The organism is Citrobacter sp. Cu096 (genome assembly GCF_030332285.1).
Taxonomy (GTDB): domain Bacteria; phylum Pseudomonadota; class Gammaproteobacteria; order Enterobacterales; family Enterobacteriaceae; genus Citrobacter; species Citrobacter meridianamericanus.
The window spans coordinates 71,736-89,425 of sequence record NZ_JAOWID010000026.1; the positions used below are offsets into that span (position 1 = coordinate 71,736).

The 17,690-nt window shown below is 52.8% G+C and carries 18 protein-coding genes; 10 read left to right on the forward strand and 8 right to left on the reverse strand.

Going from position 1 to position 17,690, the window contains the following annotated elements; all coding sequences use genetic code 11:
- Positions 1-42 precede the first annotated feature (42 nt).
- Entirely contained in the window at positions 43-1,038 is a 996-nt protein-coding gene (gene pgl / locus OGX99_RS11595; protein ID WP_187252774.1) for a 6-phosphogluconolactonase, read from the reverse strand.
- A 165-nt stretch (positions 1,039-1,203) separates the two neighbouring features.
- Here pgl and OGX99_RS11600 point away from each other — a divergent pair, with 165 nt between their 5' ends.
- Entirely contained in the window at positions 1,204-2,022 is an 819-nt protein-coding gene (locus tag OGX99_RS11600) for a pyridoxal phosphatase (RefSeq protein ID WP_286543635.1), read from the forward strand.
- On the opposite strand, the gene modC is transcribed toward OGX99_RS11600, so the two are convergent.
- The 4 genes from modC to OGX99_RS11620 all read right to left on the reverse strand — a co-directional run bounded on the left by modC (position 2,023) and on the right by OGX99_RS11620 (position 4,896).
- A complete protein-coding gene (gene modC / locus OGX99_RS11605) occupies positions 2,023-3,081 on the reverse strand; it encodes a molybdenum ABC transporter ATP-binding protein ModC (protein WP_151219577.1) in 1,059 nt (352 codons plus the stop codon).
- A gap of 2 nt (positions 3,082-3,083) precedes the next feature.
- Positions 3,084-3,773: a molybdate ABC transporter permease subunit gene (gene modB / locus OGX99_RS11610; protein WP_003023032.1), complete on the reverse strand. Its 690-nt coding sequence runs from the start codon at positions 3,771-3,773 to the stop codon at positions 3,084-3,086.
- Positions 3,773-4,546 carry a molybdate ABC transporter substrate-binding protein gene (gene modA / locus OGX99_RS11615; protein WP_187259455.1) on the reverse strand — a complete coding sequence of 258 codons (774 nt, stop codon included), beginning with the start codon at positions 4,544-4,546 and terminating at the stop codon, positions 3,773-3,775. Before modA ends, modB begins: the two co-directional genes overlap by 1 nt.
- Positions 4,547-4,746: 200 nt before the next feature.
- Positions 4,747-4,896, reverse strand: coding sequence for an AcrZ family multidrug efflux pump-associated protein (locus tag OGX99_RS11620; RefSeq protein WP_286543638.1), 150 nt, complete (start codon positions 4,894-4,896; stop codon positions 4,747-4,749).
- 130 nt (positions 4,897-5,026) lie between these two features.
- Between OGX99_RS11620 and modE the strand changes: the two genes are divergently transcribed.
- The 7 genes from modE to gpmA all read left to right on the forward strand — a co-directional run bounded on the left by modE (position 5,027) and on the right by gpmA (position 12,816).
- Positions 5,027-5,815: a molybdenum-dependent transcriptional regulator gene (modE, locus tag OGX99_RS11625; protein ID WP_151219576.1), complete on the forward strand. Its 789-nt coding sequence runs from the start codon at positions 5,027-5,029 to the stop codon at positions 5,813-5,815.
- Positions 5,816-5,881: 66 nt separating this feature from the next.
- Positions 5,882-7,354, forward strand: a complete 1,473-nt coding sequence (gene modF, locus OGX99_RS11630) for a molybdate ABC transporter ATP-binding protein ModF (RefSeq protein WP_151219575.1) — start codon at positions 5,882-5,884, stop codon at positions 7,352-7,354.
- A gap of 218 nt (positions 7,355-7,572) precedes the next feature.
- On the forward strand, positions 7,573-8,589 hold the full coding sequence (galE, locus tag OGX99_RS11635) for a UDP-glucose 4-epimerase GalE (protein ID WP_151219574.1): 1,017 nt from the start codon (positions 7,573-7,575) through the stop codon (positions 8,587-8,589).
- Between the two features lie 9 nt (positions 8,590-8,598).
- Positions 8,599-9,645: a galactose-1-phosphate uridylyltransferase gene (gene galT / locus OGX99_RS11640; RefSeq protein ID WP_286543639.1), complete on the forward strand. Its 1,047-nt coding sequence runs from the start codon at positions 8,599-8,601 to the stop codon at positions 9,643-9,645.
- Between the two features lie 3 nt (positions 9,646-9,648).
- Positions 9,649-10,797 (forward strand): galactokinase, encoded by a 1,149-nt coding sequence (galK, locus tag OGX99_RS11645; protein ID WP_151219572.1) that lies wholly within the window; start codon positions 9,649-9,651, stop codon positions 10,795-10,797.
- On the forward strand, positions 10,791-11,831 hold the full coding sequence (gene galM / locus OGX99_RS11650) for a galactose-1-epimerase (protein ID WP_151219571.1): 1,041 nt from the start codon (positions 10,791-10,793) through the stop codon (positions 11,829-11,831). The genes galK and galM overlap by 7 nt, the downstream gene beginning before the upstream one ends.
- Positions 11,832-12,063: 232 nt before the next feature.
- Positions 12,064-12,816 (forward strand): 2,3-diphosphoglycerate-dependent phosphoglycerate mutase, encoded by a 753-nt coding sequence (gene gpmA, locus OGX99_RS11655; RefSeq protein WP_151219570.1) that lies wholly within the window; start codon positions 12,064-12,066, stop codon positions 12,814-12,816.
- 67 nt (positions 12,817-12,883) lie between these two features.
- Here gpmA and aroG read toward each other — a convergent pair whose 3' ends face one another.
- Positions 12,884-13,936 (reverse strand): 3-deoxy-7-phosphoheptulonate synthase AroG, encoded by a 1,053-nt coding sequence (gene aroG, locus OGX99_RS11660; protein WP_187252779.1) that lies wholly within the window; start codon positions 13,934-13,936, stop codon positions 12,884-12,886.
- Positions 13,937-14,253: 317 nt separating this feature from the next.
- Here aroG and OGX99_RS11665 point away from each other — a divergent pair, with 317 nt between their 5' ends.
- On the forward strand, positions 14,254-14,628 hold the full coding sequence (locus tag OGX99_RS11665) for a YbgS-like family protein (RefSeq protein WP_286538033.1): 375 nt from the start codon (positions 14,254-14,256) through the stop codon (positions 14,626-14,628).
- A gap of 113 nt (positions 14,629-14,741) precedes the next feature.
- Entirely contained in the window at positions 14,742-15,683 is a 942-nt protein-coding gene (gene zitB, locus OGX99_RS11670; RefSeq protein WP_151224966.1) for a CDF family zinc transporter ZitB, read from the forward strand.
- Here the strand turns inward: zitB and pnuC are convergent.
- Positions 15,680-16,399 carry a nicotinamide riboside transporter PnuC gene (gene pnuC, locus OGX99_RS11675; RefSeq protein WP_151219566.1) on the reverse strand — a complete coding sequence of 240 codons (720 nt, stop codon included), beginning with the start codon at positions 16,397-16,399 and terminating at the stop codon, positions 15,680-15,682. The two genes, zitB and pnuC, sit on opposite strands and share 4 nt — an antisense overlap.
- A gap of 27 nt (positions 16,400-16,426) precedes the next feature.
- A complete protein-coding gene (gene nadA, locus OGX99_RS11680) occupies positions 16,427-17,470 on the reverse strand; it encodes a quinolinate synthase NadA (RefSeq protein ID WP_286543641.1) in 1,044 nt (347 codons plus the stop codon).
- Between the last annotated feature and the right edge of the window lie 220 nt (positions 17,471-17,690).

Below are 17,690 nucleotides of genomic sequence, written 5' to 3' on the forward strand. Positions count from 1 at the left end.
AACCTTTACCAGATTGCGGATCGTTTGTAACGCCAGCGCGTTTTAGTACGCGTTAATCACCACCCACATTGGACCTTGCCCTACCGCGTAGCGACCTTTCTCTGTCAACAGTCCTTGTTCACCTGCAATCTCATACACCGCGATATGGTGCGATTTTTGCCCGGCAGCAATCAGGTATTTTCCGCTGTGATCGATATTAAAACCACGCGGCTGAGTTTCGGTAGGCTGGAAACCCTCTTTCGTCAGCACGCTACCGTCTTCTGACACGCTAAAGATCGTAATCAGGCTGGCAGTGCGATCGCAAGCGTACAGATGACGACCATTTGGTGTAATGTGAATATCTGCCGCCCAACGGGTGTCTGAGAAATCAGCAGGCATCATATCCAGCGTCTGCACGCACTCAATCTTGCCGTACGGATCTTTCAGCTCCCAGACATCAACAGAGCTGTTCAGCTCGTTCACACAGTAGGCATATTGCTTATTCGGATGGAACGCCATATGACGCGGGCCCGCGCCTTCCACGGTAGTCACTTCAGCCGGTTCCTGCGCGACCAGATGGCCATCATCGCTGACGTCAAACAGGCAAATACGATCCTGTTTCAACGCCGGAACCCACAGGGTACGGTTATCCGGTGAGATGTTGGCCGAGTGGCAACCGTCCAGACCTTCAACCACATCAACCAGCTCTACCGGCAGTCCATCCTCAAGGCGGGTAACACTTACGCTGCCCGCGTTATAAGAGCCAACAAACACGAAACGCCCCTGATGATCGGTAGAAATATGGGTCGGGCTACCCGGCAGCGCAGACTCTGCCGCGAAGGTTAGCGCACCGTCATCAGGCGCAATACGATAAGCCAGCACGCGAAACTCCGGGCGCACGCCAACATAGAGATAGCGCTTATCCGGGCTGACGACCATCGGTTGTACCTGACCCGGCACATCAACCACCTGCGTCAGCGTCAACGCCCCCTCGTGATTCAGGCTCCAGACATGAATTTGCTGACTTTCAGGGCTGGCGGTATAAACGGTTTGCTTCATGAATACTCCTTTGCTTTTTGGCAGGTGGCAGCAATTGCCTGACACACGCCTAAGGTAGACGCTTTTAACGGTGAATGCTTAATTAAGGCTCAGAATTTTGTCCGGCTCCCGTCTCGGTGTACCATTCCAGCAGACAAAATTCTCAACCTTAATCTGGAAAAACCTATGACCGCACGCGTGATTGCCCTGGATTTAGACGGTACGTTGCTGACCCCGAAAAAAACCTTGCTGCCATCCTCTCTCGAAGCGCTCTCGCGCGCCAGAGAAGCAGGCTACCAACTTATCATTGTCACAGGTCGCCATCACGTTGCTATTCATCCTTTTTATCAGGCACTGGAGCTGGATACACCTGCAATTTGCTGCAACGGCACCTACTTGTATGATTATCAAGCAAAAAAGGTACTGGAATCCGATCCCCTCCCGGTAGACCAGGCATTACAGCTGATCGACATGCTGGATGAGCATCAGATCCACGGGCTGATGTATGTGGATGAAGCCATGCTGTATGAGCGCCCAACCGGGCATGTGGTGCGTACCGCTAACTGGGCGCAAACCCTGCCGCCGGAGCAGCGCCCAACCTTCACCCAGGTGCCTTCGCTGGCGAAGGCTGCGCATGACGTCAACGCCGTCTGGAAATTTGCCCTGACCGACGAAGATATTCCGAAACTGCAACAGTTTGGTAAGCATGTTGAACAACAGCTGGGACTGGAGTGTGAATGGTCCTGGCACGATCAGGTCGACATTGCCCGTAAAGGCAACAGCAAAGGACGGCGCCTGACCCAGTGGATTGAAGCCCAGGGGGGGTCAATGGAAAACGTCATTGCCTTTGGCGATAACTTTAACGATATCAGCATGCTGGAAGCCGCAGGCACTAGCGTGGCTATGGGTAATGCGGACGACGCGGTCAAAGCCCGCGCCAATATCGTGATTGGTGATAACACCACCGACAGCATCGCGAAATTTATCTATTCCCACCTGCTGTAATCAGGCAGTAATCGACACGCTCTTAATTTGGGCATACAGCCACTGGCCGGGTTTGATCCCCAGTTCATCCCTGGCCCATGGGCTGATCCTCGCCCACAGCGTTTTACCACCCACTTCAAGCTGAACCTCCACCTGACCGTTATCGTCATAGCACTGCGCGACCTTCGCCCGCAGCACGTTACGAATACTGGTCTGCTGCGGCGGTTGTAGCACCAGCGAAACATCAGAGGCCTGAATACGAATACGCAGCGCGGTTTGCAGTGGTTGATCCAGTTTATTGACCCACAAATGCTGATCGCCAAGCGCCAGCGCGGTCATCGCATAGTGTGGATGATGTTCCAGTACGCTGACTTTCAGAATGCTGCTTTGCTGCTCCTTCGGCAGCCACGGGTGCATCACGCTGCTGCCCCAGACATCTTCCAGCGAACCGAACGCTTTGACCTGCCCGCTTTCAAGCACCATTACTTTGTCGGCCAGGTGCAAAATTTCATCCAGCGAGTGGCTGACGTACAGCATCGGAATATTAATTTCGCGTGCCAGACGTTGCAGGTAAGGCAGCAGTTCACGCTTACGCGGAATATCCAACGAGGCGAGCGGCTCATCAAGCAGCAATAACTCAGGTGCGGTCAGCAGCGCCCGACCGATGGCGACACGCTGCTTTTCACCACCGGAAAGCCCGCCGGGCAGACGATCAAGCAGCGGTTCAATGCCCAACAACGCCACCAGCTTATCAAACTGTCCGGCCATGCTTTTCGCCATGCCGTAGCGCAGATTGCCGCGCACCTTATAATGCGGGAACAGACGCGCATCCTGAAAAACATAACCCACCCGGCGTTTTTCAGGCGTTAAGCAGATACCCTTCTCAACGTCGTTTAATACCCGATCGTTGAGCACGATGCGTCCGGACTGCGGCTGTGTCAGACCGCTGATGGCGTTAATCAGTGAGGTTTTCCCCGCGCCTGAAACGCCAAAAATCGCGGTGATCCCACTGGCGGGCAGCGTTTCGTTGAGCGTCAGACAGTGCGTCCCCAGCGTCTGTGTGAAATTAAGTTCCAACATGATTATCGCCCCGTCCGCTCACGGCTAATACGCGCCAGCCATTCAGAAATCAGCAGCGAAATCAGCGCTAATACAATGGATATGATACATAATCTTGCCGCCGCGCTTTCGCCGCCCGGAGTCTGGATCAGGGTATACATCGCCGAAGGGATAGTGCGGGTTTCGCCAGGTATATTGGAAACAAAGGTAATTGTTGCACCGAACTCGCCAAGCGAGCGGGCGAACGCCAACACCGTACCAACAATAATGCCGGGTAGCATCAGCGGTAGCGTTATAGTCATAAAGACGCGCCAGCGTCCGGCGCCCAGCGTACGAGCGGCCTGCTCCAGCTTGACGTCGACACCTTCCAGCGCCAGACGAATAGCCCGCACCATGAGCGGGAAGGACATCACCGCAGCGGCCAGCACGGCACCACGCCAGCTAAAGGCAAAGGTGATGCCAAACCAGTCATACAGCCATTCGCCGATGAATCCACGCCGTCCCATAGAGACCAACAGCAGATACCCCACCACCACAGGCGGCAGTACCAGCGGTAAATGCAGCACGCTATCGAGCAGCGCTTTGCCCGGGAATTTGCATCGCACCAGTAACCAAGCAAAGAAGATCCCAAATGGCAGACTAAACAACACGGCCAGGGAAGAAACTTTCAGGCTCAATATAACGGCCTGCCATTCAGGATCGGTCAGTATCATTACTTGGTCGTAAATCCATAACGTTTAAAGATTTCAGCAGCCTGCGGTCCTTTCAGGTAATCATAGAACGCGCTAACCGTTGCGTTGGAGTGGCCATCAACAATCGCGATAGGGTATTCCACTTTTTTGTGCGAATCTTCCGGGAAAGTCGCAACTACTTTTACGCCCTTGCTGGCGACGGCATCGGAACCATAAACAATCCCCAGCGGCGCTTCGTTACGTTCAACCAGCGCCAACGCCCCCCGTACGTCTTCAGCAGGCGCCAGTTTTGGGGAAAGGGTATCCCATGCACCCAGTTTTTGCAGCGCTTCTTTGGCATAAATGCCTGCTGGAACATGTTCTGGATCGCCAACGGCCAGACGTCCACCGTTCAACAAACTGGTCCAGTTGGTTTTGCTGTCGATGGCAAACGCTTTCTGCTCACTCGCTTTCGGTGCCACAACCACCAGGCTGTTACCCAACAACGTTGCACGCGTTGCGCTATCAATCGACTTTTTGTCTACCGCGTAGTCCATCCACTTCTGATCGGCAGAAATAAATAGATCGGCTGGTGCACCGGCTTCAATCTGGCGCGCCAGTGTGGAAGAAGAAGCAAAAGAGGAGACGACGTCAACGTTCTTCTCTTTTTTGTATTGCGTTGCAATATCCTGCATCGCGTTGGTCAATGATGCCGCTGCGAAAACGGTAATTTTTCCTTCATCCGCCAGCACATGCCCGGCAACGGTAAGAGAAAGTGTTGCCCCTGCAAACAAGGGTAACCATGTACGTGCCATCTGTAACTCCTTTGCGTTTCGTTATGTAGTCGCAAATATAACGAGTAAACCAGGATTTTCCTAGAGGTTATTGATACCAATTAGAGGTTACACAAAGAAAATATCGGCAGGGAAAGCAGGATCTTGAGAAACGGCAGTCAGAGAAAACAAACAGAAAGGCGAAAAAATAGAAACGCCCGACTGAGCGGGCGTTTGGGGAATCAATGATTCTGTCTGGGCTGGTCTTTCTGACCGATACCGGAGAAAATGTTGAACACTTCACCCAGTCCGTAAATCAGACCCAGAATAATGGCCATTACCACAGGTACCATGATTACGGCGAATACCAGACTTTTCAATAACTCTAACATGGTCAACTCCAGATATAGTCCTTAGCTGTATTCTAACCCCATAACGCAGAAAAGCACTCCCCTTTTGTGCGGTCGGCTTTGCTCAGGCATGGTTTTCCGTCACAATACCTTTTTTTGCCAGGAGCTTGTGATGCAGGCCGAAATCCTTCTTACGCTGAAACTTCAGCAAAAACTGTTTGCCGATCCCCGTCGCATTTCTCTGCTGAAGCACATTGCGCTTTCCGGCTCCATCAGTCAGGGCGCGAAGGATGCAGGCATCAGCTACAAAAGTGCCTGGGATGCAATTAACGAAATGAACCAGCTCAGCGAGCAGACGTTGGTTGAGCGTGCCACAGGCGGTAAAGGCGGCGGCGGCGCGGTGTTAACCCGCTACGGCCAACGTTTAATCCAGCTGTACGATTTGCTGGCGCAAATCCAACAAAAAGCCTTTGATGTTTTGAGTGATGATGATGCGCTGCCACTTAACAGCCTGCTGGCGGCAATTTCTCGCTTTTCGCTGCAAACCAGCGCCCGTAACCAGTGGTTTGGCACGATTACCGCCCGCGATCACTCCCTGGTACAGCAGCATGTCGACGTCCTGCTGGCCGATGGCGAAACGCGCCTGAAGGTGGCGATCACGGCACAAAGCGGCGAGCGTCTGGGCCTTGATGAAGGCAAAGAGGTGTTGATTCTGCTGAAAGCGCCGTGGGTCGGAATTACCCAGGATGACGCTATCGCTCAGGCTGCCGACAACCAGCTGCAGGGCACGATCAGCCATATCGAACGCGGCGCAGAACAGTGCGAGGTATTGATGACGCTGCCAGACGGCCAGACACTGTGTGCAACCATTCCGACAGAAAATAGTGCGACGCTGCAGGAAGGCGCGAACGTCACTGCTTTTTTCAATGCTGACAGGGTGATTATCGCCACACTATGCTGAGTGATTGACATCAGCTTGAAGAACACGTATCCCTGTTATTAATCGCTGCAAATAATGGGATACAAAATGTCATCGTTGCAAATTTCGCAAGGCACGTTTCGTCTTAGCGACACAAAAACGCTCCAGTTAGATGCGTTGACGTTAAACGCGGGTGATAGCTGGGCGTTTGTTGGCTCTAACGGTAGCGGGAAATCTGCGCTGGCCCGCGCGCTGGCAGGGGAATTACCGCAGCTGAAAGGCGAGCGCCACTGTCAGTTTACGCGTATCACCCGACTCTCCTTTGAACAGCTCCAGAAGCTGGTCAGCGACGAGTGGCAGCGAAACAACACCGATCTTCTCAGCCCCGGTGAAGATGACACCGGGCGCACCACCGCAGAAATCATTCAGGATGAGATCAGCGATCCCGCCCGCTGCGCTACATTGGCTCAGCAGTTTGGCATCTCTGCCCTTCTCAACAGGCGTTTCAAATACCTTTCGACCGGAGAAACACGTAAAACTCTGCTTTGCCAGGCGTTAATGTCCGCACCGGATTTACTGATCCTCGATGAGCCCTTTGACGGGCTGGATGTGGCATCCCGCTGCCAGTTAGCAGAACTGCTCGCTGACCTGCACCAGGCTGGCTTTACGTTAATATTGGTGCTTAACCGCTTTGATGAAATTCCCGAGTTCGTGCAGTTTGCCGGCGTGCTTGCCGATTGCACGCTGACAGAAACCGGCGCGAAAGCCGACCTTCTGCAACAGGCATTAATCGCTCAACTTGCCCATAGCGAACGACTGGAAGGTATTCAGTTACCCGAACCGGATGAACCTTCGGTGCGCCGCACGTTGTCAGATAACGAGCCACGAATTGTACTTAACAATGGCATCGTCTCGTATAACGATCGCCCTATCCTTCATCATATGAGCTGGCAGGTAAACCCAGGCGAGCACTGGCAAATCGTCGGCCCCAACGGTGCGGGAAAATCAACCCTGCTCAGTTTAATCACCGGCGATCATCCCCAGGGCTACAGTAACGATCTGACGCTGTTTGGCCGCCGTCGGGGTAGCGGTGAAACTATCTGGGATATCAAAAAACACATCGGCTACGTCAGCAGCAGTCTGCATCTGGATTATCGGGTGAGTACGACCGTACGCAACGTTATTCTCTCCGGTTATTTTGATTCAATTGGCATTTACCAGGCCGTCTCCGACAGGCAGCACAAACTGGTACAACAGTGGCTGGAGATCCTTGGCATCGATAAACGTACTGCGGATGCGCCATTCCATAGTCTTTCCTGGGGTCAACAGCGGCTGGCGCTGATTGTTCGCGCGCTGGTTAAACACCCTACCTTGTTGATTCTTGACGAGCCTTTGCAAGGGTTAGATCCGCTCAATCGCCAACTGATTCGTCGTTTTGTAGATGTGCTGATCGGTCAAGGCGAAACTCAGCTGTTGTTCGTCTCTCATCACGCCGAAGATGCCCCAGCCTGCATTACCCACCGTCTGGAGTTTGTGCCCGAGGGCGATATCTACACCTATCAACAAACATCACTGCGTTAATTTTCATACCAGGGCGTTTGAATACGCCCTTTTTTCTGTCTTTTTTTCAGACAAACGCTGAGATAACAACCTAACGTAATGATTTAAAATAAAATAACCACTGCAAATATGTGAAAACGCCAGTGTGTAAACGATTCCACTAATTTATTCCATGTCACACTTTTCGCATCTTTGTTATGCTATGGTTATTGCATACCATAGGCTTAACGGAGCGAATTATGAGAGTATTGGTTACAGGTGGTAGCGGTTACATCGGAAGCCACACTTGCGTGCAGTTGTTGAAAAACGGTCACGAGGTGGTGATCCTGGATAATCTCTGCAACAGCAAGCGCAGCGTTCTGCCCGTCATTGAGCGTTTAGGTGGTAAGCATCCGACTTTTGTGGAAGGAGATATCCGTAACGAAGCGCTGATAACCGAAATTCTGCACGATCATGCCATTGACACGGTCATCCATTTTGCCGGGTTAAAAGCCGTTGGAGAATCCGTGGCCAAGCCGCTGGAGTACTATGACAACAACGTCAATGGAACTCTGCGTCTGGTAAACGCCATGCGCGCCGCCAACGTGAAAAACTTCATTTTCAGCTCCTCCGCGACCGTCTATGGCGATCAGCCGCAAATTCCTTATGTTGAAAGCTTCCCCACCGGCACGCCGCAGAGTCCGTACGGCAAAAGTAAGCTGATGGTGGAACAGATCCTGACCGATCTGCAAAAAGCCCAACCCGACTGGAGCATTGCTTTGTTGCGCTACTTTAACCCGGTTGGCGCGCATCCATCAGGGGATATGGGGGAAGATCCTCAGGGTATTCCCAACAACCTGATGCCTTACATCGCACAGGTTGCCGTGGGTCGCCGCGAGTCCCTTGCCGTATTTGGCAACGACTATCCTACTGAAGATGGCACCGGCGTTCGCGACTACATCCACGTGATGGATCTCGCCGACGGTCACGTTGTCGCAATGGAAAAACTGGCGGACAAACAGGGTGTGCATATTTACAACCTTGGCGCAGGCATCGGCAGCAGCGTGCTGGACGTGGTCAATGCCTTCAGCAAAGCCTGCGGTAAACCGATTAATTACCATTTCGCCCCGCGCCGTGATGGCGATCTTCCGGCCTACTGGGCTGATGCCAGCAAAGCCGATCGCGAGCTCAACTGGCGCGTGACCCGCACGCTGGATGAAATGGCACAAGACACATGGCACTGGCAGTCACGCCACCCACAGGGATATTCGGATTAAGGACCAATCATGACGCAATTCAATCCTGTCGATCACCCACATCGCCGTTTTAACCCGCTCACCGGGCAGTGGATCCTTGTTTCACCGCATCGCGCCAAACGTCCGTGGCAAGGGGCGCAGGAAACTCCTTCTAAGCAGGTACTGCCTGTGCATGACCCGGACTGCTTTCTGTGCGCTGGCAATACGCGCGTTACCGGCGACAAAAACCCGGATTACACCGGGACCTATGTCTTCACTAATGACTTTGCGGCCCTCATGTCAGATACCCCGGACGCGCCGGACAGTCACGATCCGTTGATGCGTTGCCAGAGCGCACGCGGTACCAGTCGCGTGATTTGCTTCTCGCCCGATCACAGCAAAACGCTGCCGGAACTCAGCGTCCCTGCGCTGACAGAAATTGTACAGACGTGGCAGGAACAGACTGAAGAGTTAGGAAAAACCTATCCCTGGGTGCAGGTATTTGAGAATAAAGGCGCGGCGATGGGCTGCTCTAACCCGCACCCGCACGGTCAAATTTGGGCCAACAGCTTTTTGCCCAACGAAGCCGAACGTGAAGATCGCCTGCAGAAAGCGTACTTCGCTGAACAGGGCGCACCGATGCTCGTTGATTACGTCCAGCGCGAACTGGCGGACGGCAGTCGTACGGTCGTAGAAACTGAGCACTGGCTGGCGGTTGTGCCTTACTGGGCCGCGTGGCCGTTCGAAACGCTGCTGCTGCCGAAAGCGCATGTGCTGCGTATCACTGATTTGACCAATGAACAGCGTGCTGACCTGGCGCTGGCGCTGAAAAAACTGACCAGTCGTTACGACAACCTGTTCCAGTGCTCATTCCCCTACTCTATGGGCTGGCACGGCGCGCCGTTCAACGGTGAAGAAAACGAACACTGGCAGTTACACGCGCACTTTTACCCGCCGCTGCTGCGTTCCGCGACCGTGCGTAAATTTATGGTCGGTTATGAAATGCTGGCGGAAACCCAGCGTGACCTGACGGCAGAACAAGCGGCTGAACGACTGCGTGCGGTCAGCGACATCCATTTTCGCGAATCCGGAGTTTAAATAATGAGTCTGAAAGAAAAAACACAATCTCTGTTTGCAGAAACGTTTGGCTACCCAGCCACCCATACTATTCAGGCACCGGGTCGCGTAAACCTGATCGGCGAACACACCGATTATAATGACGGCTTCGTTCTGCCCTGCGCCATCGACTATCAAACTGTCATCAGTTGTGCCGCGCGCGACGATCGAAAAGTTCGCGTGATCGCCGCTGATTACGACAATCAGATTGATGAGTTCTCTCTCGATGCGCCGATTATCGCCCACGACAGCCAGCAGTGGTCGAACTACGTGCGTGGCGTGGTGAAGCATCTACAAAAACGCAGTAACGCCTTTGGCGGTGCGGATCTGGTGATCAGCGGTAATGTCCCGCAAGGCGCAGGTCTTAGCTCTTCCGCCTCGCTGGAAGTCGCTGTGGGTACGGTATTCCAACAGCTCTATCACCTGCCGCTCGACGGCGCACAAATCGCCCTGAATGGCCAGGAAGCTGAAAACCAGTTTGTCGGCTGTAACTGCGGCATTATGGATCAGCTGATCTCCGCGCTTGGCAAGAAAGATCATGCGCTACTGATCGACTGCCGTACGTTGGGCACCAAAGCTGTCTCCATGCCGGAAGGTGTGGCGGTGGTGATCATCAATAGCAACTTTAAACGCACGTTGGTCGGCAGCGAGTACAACACCCGTCGCGAACAGTGTGAAACCGGCGCTCGTTTCTTCCAGCAACCGGCGCTGCGTGATGTCAGTCTTGAAGCGTTTAACGCTGTCGCCCACGAGCTGGATCCGATTGTCGCCAAACGCGTCCGCCACGTCATCACGGAAAATGCGCGTACCGTTGAAGCCGCGCAGGCGTTGGAAAAAGGCGACCTGCTGCGTATGGGACAATTGATGGCGGAATCTCACGCCTCAATGCGCGATGACTTTGAAATCACCGTGCCACAAATTGATACGCTGGTTGAAATTGTCAAAGCGACCATCGGCGATAAAGGCGGTGTACGTATGACTGGCGGCGGCTTCGGCGGCTGCATCGTGGCGCTGATCCCGCAAGATTTGGTGCCTGCCGTGCAACAAGCTGTCGCTGAGCAATACGAAGCAAAAACCGGTATCAAAGAAACATTCTACGTCTGCAAACCTTCACAAGGAGCCGGACAATGTTAAACGAAATCCCTGTGCAGGCTCCGGACGGTCAGCCGTTTCGCCTGATTACCCTGCGCAATGACGCAGGGATGGTGGTCACGCTGATGGACTGGGGCGCGACCCTGCTCTCTGCGCGTATTCCGCTGAGTGATGGTAGCGTGCGCGAAGCATTACTCGGGTGCGCCAGCCCGGAACAATATCCGGAACAGGCTGCATTTCTGGGGGCGTCGATTGGTCGCTACGCTAACCGTATCGCCAACAGCCGCTATACTTTTGCCGGTGAAACCGTTGAATTAATACCAAGCCAGGGCAACAACCAGCTGCACGGCGGGCCGGACGGTTTCGACAAACGTCGCTGGCAGATAGTCAATCAGAATGACCGTCAGGTGCTGTTCGCCCTAACGTCTGAAGATGGCGACCAGGGCTTTCCTGGCCATCTTTGCGCGACCGCGCAGTATCGCCTTACTGACGATAATCGTATTTCGATCACCTACCGCGCCACGGTCGATAAGCCCTGTCCGGTGAATCTTACCAACCACGTTTATTTCAACCTCGACGGTGATACAACCGATGTCCGTCAACATAAGCTGCAGATCTTCGCTGACGAGTACTTGCCGGTGGATGAAATGGGTATCCCACACGACGGACTGAAGCCGGTGGCTGGTACCTCGTTCGATTTCCGTGTGGCGAAAGTTATCGACAGCGAATTTTTGGCCGATGACGATCAGCGGAAAGTAAAAGGTTACGATCACGCTTTCTTGCTACAGGCGCAAGGCGATAGCCGCAAACCGATCGCGAATCTGTGGTCACAGGATGAAAAACTGCAGATGGAGGTCTACACCTCTGCCCCGGCTTTGCAGTTTTATTCCGGAAATTTCCTCGGCGGTACGCCATCCCGTGGTCCTGACGCCTACGCCGACTGGCAAGGTCTGGCGCTGGAAAGCGAGTTCCTGCCGGACAGCCCGAACCATCCGGAATGGCCGCAGCCAGACTGCTTCCTGCGTCCTGGCGAAGAGTACACCAGCGTGACGGAATACCGGTTTATACCAGCTTAATCGTTCCCCCTCCCAGGCCCGATGACGTAACGAATCGGGCCTGTTGCTTGTTTATCACAGTAGAACCGTTCAAATCCCCACCGTTCAAAGACAAAATTGCAACCTTGAGTTCACAAGAACCTTACACTGTGGCGCTATTTTCGCTATGGTTATGCGTAAGGATTGCCGCTGACGCATTACGGCAATATAATGAGAATTATTATCATTCAATATGATTTATAGGAGTGAGTGTATGGCTGTAACTAAGCTGGTTCTGGTACGTCACGGTGAAAGTCAGTGGAACAAGGAGAACCGTTTTACCGGTTGGTATGACGTTGATCTGTCCGAGAAAGGCGTGGGCGAAGCGAAAGCAGCAGGTAAACTGTTGAAAGAGGAAGGCTATAGCTTCGATTTTGCATATACCTCTGTGCTGAAACGTGCCATCCACACCCTGTGGAACGTACTGGATGAACTGGATCAGGCCTGGCTGCCAGTTGAGAAATCCTGGAAACTGAATGAACGTCATTACGGCGCGCTGCAGGGGCTGAACAAAGCGGAAACTGCGGAAAAATACGGTGACGAGCAGGTTAAGCAATGGCGTCGCGGCTTTGCGGTCACCCCACCGGAACTGACTAAAGATGACGAACGCTATCCGGGTCATGATCCGCGTTATGCGACGCTGACCGACAACGAGTTACCGGTTACCGAAAGCCTGGCGCTGACCATCGATCGCGTTATCCCTTACTGGAATGAAACCATCCTGCCGCGCATGAAAAGCGGTGAGCGAGTGATTATCGCCGCTCACGGTAACTCCCTGCGTGCGCTGGTGAAATACCTGGATAACATGGGCGAAGATGAGATCCTCGAACTGAACATCCCGACGGGTGTACCACTGGTGTATGAGTTCGACGAAAACTTCAAACCAATCAAACACTATTATCTGGGTAACGCTGACGAGATCGCCGCAAAAGCAGCTGCCGTTGCGAACCAGGGTAAAGCGAAGTAATTTCTGCGTGTCGCATAAAAAAGCGCGGACTATCCGCGCTTTTTTTATCTTTCTGGTAGGCTAACGTTTAACCGCGGCGCGCTTTTACCGCATCCGCCAGTTGACGTAACACCGCATCAGTATCTTCCCAGCCAATGCAGGCGTCGGTGATGCTCTTACCGTAGGTCAGCGGTTCGCCGCTATCCGGGTTCTGATTACCCTCGACCAGATGGCTTTCGATCATCACGCCAATAATCGCTTTTTCACCACCAGCAACTTGCCCGCAAACATCTTTCGCAACATCCATCTGCTTTTTGAACTGCTTGCTGGAGTTGGCATGGCTAAAGTCGATCATCACTTGCGCAGAGAGCCCTGCTTTAATCAGACCTTCTTTCACGTCGGCAACATGCTGAGCGCTGTAGTTCGGCTCTTTGCCACCGCGCAGAATGATATGGCAATCACCATTACCGCTGGTATTCACGATCGCCGAATGACCCCATTTGGTCACAGACAGGAAGCAGTGTGGTGCCCCTGCGGCGTTGATTGCATCAATCGCAACTTTGATCGTGCCATCAGTACCGTTTTTAAAGCCAACCGGGCAGGACAGACCAGATGCCAGTTCGCGGTGCACCTGAGACTCAGTGGTACGTGCTCCAATAGCGCCCCAACTCATCAGGTCGGCAAGATATTGCGGCGTGATCATATCGAGGAATTCACCTGCAGCTGGCAATCCGCTGTCGTTGATATCCAACAGCAGTTTACGCGCAATGCGCAGTCCATCGTTGATCTGGAAGCTATTGTCCATGTGCGGATCGTTGATAAGCCCCTTCCAGCCGACGGTGGTACGCGGCTTTTCGAAATAGACTCGCATGACAATTTCAAGCTCGCCTTTTAACTCTTCGCGCAGCGCCAGCAGGCGAGTGGCGTACTCTTTGGCGGCAGCCGGATCATGAATAGAGCACGGCCCAATCACCACTAACAGGCGATCGTCGTTCCCTTTCAGAATTTTATGAATTGCCTTACGGGCATGAGCCACCGTATTTGCGGCATTTTCAGTAGCGGGGAATTTTTCCAGCAGTGCGACTGGCGGTAATAACTCGTTGATCTCTTTGATGCGTAAATCGTCGTTCTGATAATTCATGATTATTCCAGCGTTGCCATACTTATATAAATGAATGCAATCCATCCAATCTATATCTTCAGTCATAAGGTGTAAACGGGGTTTTACACTTTGGACGGATTAATCCTGGAATCTGGTAAAAAAACGCAATAATGTAGCGAAAAATGAGATCCAGACTACAATTTCTAACTGTAACATCTTAAATTTTCATAGATTTCAAGATTGTATGCTGGTTTTAATTTCCAAAGCAAAACGATTAACCACGTATTGATGATGTAACTGGCACATGCACTGTTGGAAGACGTTATCCGACATATCGACCTTAACAGGAGCATATTATGCATATGACTAAGCTGGCTTCACTCTTTCTTACTGCTACCCTCAGCCTCGCCAGCAGTGCGGCGCTGGCCGCTGAAACCAACTCGCAGTCCAATAATGGCCAGGCAAATTCCTCGGCAGATGCCGGTCAGGTCGCACCAGACGCTCGCGAAAACGTAGCGCCGAATAATGTCGACAACAGTAACGTGAATTCAGGTGGCACGATGCTGCACCCGAACGGTTCATCAATGAACCATGAGGGGATGACCAAAGACGAGATGCACAAAAACACCATGTGTAAGGACGGTCGCTGTCCTGATGTGAACAAGAAGGTTGAGACTGGAAACGGCATCAACAATGATGTTGATACCAAAACTGACGGCACCACGCAGTAACGCTGAAAATAAAGCTAATAACGGGAGAGCAATAGCTCTCCTTTTTAATTTTATCGTCCCAAAAACGGTATGATGGCATACAGTAAAGATGAGAATAACAAAGGGATGGCATAATGGCGCACGCACATACTCATACTTCCTCTGAGCAACCCAAAGACAATAACGCCCGCCGACTGATGTTCGCATTCTGCATTACCGCCGGATTTATGTTGGTCGAAGTGGTGGGCGGAATACTTTCAGGCTCACTGGCCTTGCTGGCCGACGCCGGGCATATGCTTACGGATGCGGCAGCGCTGCTTTTCGCGCTGTTGGCCGTTCAGTTTTCCCGTCGCCCACCTACAATACGCCACACCTTCGGCTGGCTGAGGCTCACGACGCTGGCCGCATTCGTTAATGCCATCGCATTGGTCGTTATCACCATTTTAATCGTCTGGGAGGCGATTGAGCGCTTCCAGACACCTCGTCCCGTGGCGGGCGGCATGATGATGGTTATTGCTGTCGCGGGTTTACTGGCCAACGTGCTTGCTTTTTGGGTTTTACATCGCGGCAGCGAAGAGAAAAATTTGAACGTCCGTGCCGCAGCGCTGCATGTGATGGGCGATTTACTCGGCTCGGTCGGGGCAATCATCGCTGCGTTGATTATTATCTGGACGGGCTGGACGCCTGCGGACCCGATCCTCTCAATTTTGGTATCCGTACTGGTGCTGCGCAGCGCCTGGCGATTATTAAAAGATAGCGTCAACGAATTACTGGAAGGGGCTCCGCTGGCGCTGGATATCGCCGCACTGCAGCGCCATCTCAGCCGGGATATTCCCGAAGTCCGCAATGTGCACCATGTCCACGTCTGGATGGTGGGAGAAAAGCCGGTAATGACGCTGCATGTGCAGGTGATCCCGCCGCACGATCATGATGCGCTGCTGGAGCGTATTCAGCATTTCCTTATCCATCATTACCAGATTGAACACGCGACGATTCAGATGGAGTATCAGCCGTGCAATGGACCGGACTGCCACCTGTATCAGGGCGTGTCCGGCCATTCACATCATCACCATTAATGAGACAGCGCGTGGGAACCTCGCTCACGCGCACTGTTGATCCACATCCTGCTCCCGTTGAGGGCGATAACCGTCAGGATCATATATTCCAGCGACATGGCATATACGCCTTGCAGGGCAAAGATCACCACGCTGATTACGTTGATGATCACCCACAGCAGCCAGTTTTCAACGTATTTGCGCGTCATCAGGATCATCGCCGCAATCGAAAGCACCATCATGCAGGAGTCCCAGAACGGGAATGCATCGGGTTGCAGTTCAGGCACAGCAACCTGCAGTCCCAATGCCTGCATTATGTTGACCGCAATACGAGTCAGCAACGCAAAGACCGGATCGATATAGACCGACATCAGGCCGATCGCCACCACACAAGCCGCCAGCCAGCCGATCGCTTTTGGCAACGGCAGCCAGCGAATTTTCAGTTCCGCTTCATGCTGGTTGGTTTGCCGGGACCAGGCATACCAGCCGTAGATGTTGGCGGCAAAGAAAAAGACTTGCAGCAACAGGCTGGCATAAAGCTGGATCTGAAAGAAGATAATCGCAAACAGCGTGACGTTTATCAGACCGAAAACGTAATTGCTGATTTTCTCAAGACTCGCCAGGCCAATACACAGCAACCCGGCGATCGTCCCCACGGCTTCGATCCACGATAGATCGTAACCACCTGCGCCAATCGGAATATGTACCAGAATGTTCTGCGTGCTAAAAAAGTCCATCTTTTCCCCCAGAGCAAAAATAAAGTATTAAGCTCGTAGTGTAGCCGCAAATTCCAACATACGATTTAATGGCAACAATGCCCCTTCTCGCAGTGCGTGATCAACATGTATTTCATGCGCCGCGCCGCCATGCTCCAGCCCCTCAGCAATCGCCTTGAGGCCGTTCATCGCCATCCATGGACAATGCGCGCAGCTACGACAGGTTGCCCCCTCGCCAGCCGTTGGAGCTTCAAGCAGCTCTTTATCCGGAACGGCCTGCTGCATTTTGTAAAAAATGCCCCGGTCAGTCGCCACAATCAGCTGCTTATGCGGTAACGATTTAGCTGCGGTGATGAGCTGACTGGTTGAGCCAACCGCATCGGCCATATCAACGATAGACTGAGGTGACTCCGGGTGCACCAGCACCGCAGCATCAGGGTACAGTCCTTTCATGCGCGTTAAAGCCTGGGTTTTAAACTCGTCGTGGACAATACAGTCCCCCTGCCAGCAGAGCACATCTGCGCCGGTTTGTTTCTGCACGTAGTTACCCAGATGTCTGTCCGGAGCCCAGATGATTTTTTCACCTAAACTATCAAGATGCTCAATAAGTTCAACCGCGATACTGGAGGTCACGACCCAGTCAGCACGAGCTTTAACGGCGGCTGAAGTATTGGCGTAAACCACCACGGTACGATCCGGATGCGCGTCGCAGAATGCGCTGAACGCGTCTATCGGACAGCCCAGATCTAATGAACATTCCGCCTGTAAAGTTGGCATCAGGATAGTCTTTTCCGGGCTGAGAATTTTGGCGGTTTCTCCCATAAACCTCACGCCCGCAACCAGCAGCGTAGAAGCTGGGTGTTTTGCACCGAACCGCGCCATCTCCAGAGAATCAGAAATACAGCCACCGGTCTCTTCGGCCAATTGCTGAATTTCAGGATCGGTGTAATAGTGCGCGACCATAACGGCATCACGCTCTTTCAACAGGCGCTTGATTTTTTCACGATAAAATTGCTTTTCATCCACACTCAGCGGCCCTGGCTTCGGCGGAAACGGATAAATTGCTGCTTCTGGATCAAACATCACGCTCATCTTGCTTTCTCGTTTTACTGGCTTAACGAATTAACCGATTAAAAGCGTGACGCACGCCATATTCGGTTTGAATTGTTTTATATGCTAAACAAGATAGCGGATTCGCGCAGAAAAGTCACAATAATTGCGAGTGATGAGTGCCGGATGGCGACCTGCGGGCCTGCAGGTTCAAATCTTTTAAATCGCAGATAGCAAAAAAGCGCCTTTAGGGCGCTTTTTT